Source organism: Vibrio sp. 1069 (genome assembly GCF_033340555.1).
The window spans coordinates 1-701 of the sequence record NZ_JAWOWP010000380.1 but is presented as its reverse complement, the minus strand read 5'-3'; the positions used below and the strand labels follow the sequence as shown (position 1 = coordinate 701).

Annotated in this window: 1 protein-coding gene; it reads left to right on the top strand. The window is 48.4% G+C overall.

The window, feature by feature from the left end; genetic code table 11:
* The coding region (locus R7040_RS26645) for a LacI family DNA-binding transcriptional regulator (protein WP_318097609.1) at nt 1-701 on the top strand (701 nt) is incomplete at both ends.

Sequence of the window (701 nt, the reverse complement as noted above, 5' to 3'; positions counted from 1 at the left end):
GCGAACCTCGCAAACGAAGAAGTACCGGCAATGTCACTTTGGCTGACGTCGCCAAACAAGCAGGCGTAGGCACGATGACGGTGTCGCGAGCATTACGAACGCCAGAGCTGGTATCCGATAAGCTGAGAGAAAAAATTCAACAAGTGGTTGATGAGCTCGGCTATATCCCGAACAAAGCCGCAGGGGCACTCGCATCTGCAGAAAGTTATTCCATCGCTCTTATCATTCCGTCACTTTTTGAAAAAGCATGCGCGCATTTCTTACCAAGCTTCCAACAGGCGTTAAACAAAGCGGGTTATCAACTATTGCTGGGTTACAGCGACTACTCGATTGAGCAAGAAGAAAAGTTGCTTTCGACTTTTTTAGAGAGCCGTCCTGCGGGCGTTGTACTGTTTGGAAGTGAGCATAGTCAGCGAACGCATCAACTGTTAGAGGCGTCAAATACGCCAGTGTTAGAGATTGCCGAACTGAGCTCAAAGGCCAGTTATCTCAACATTGGCGTGGATCACTTCGAAGTGGGTAAGGCCTGTACCAGACACCTGATTGAACAAGGTTTTAAGAACGTTGGTTTTATTGGGGCGCGCGGGAATCACTCAACGTTGCAACGCCAGTTACACGGTTGGCAAAGTGCGATGATTGAAAACTATCTCACCCCAGATCATTTTCTGACGACTCATGAAGCGCCATCTTCACAATTGGGT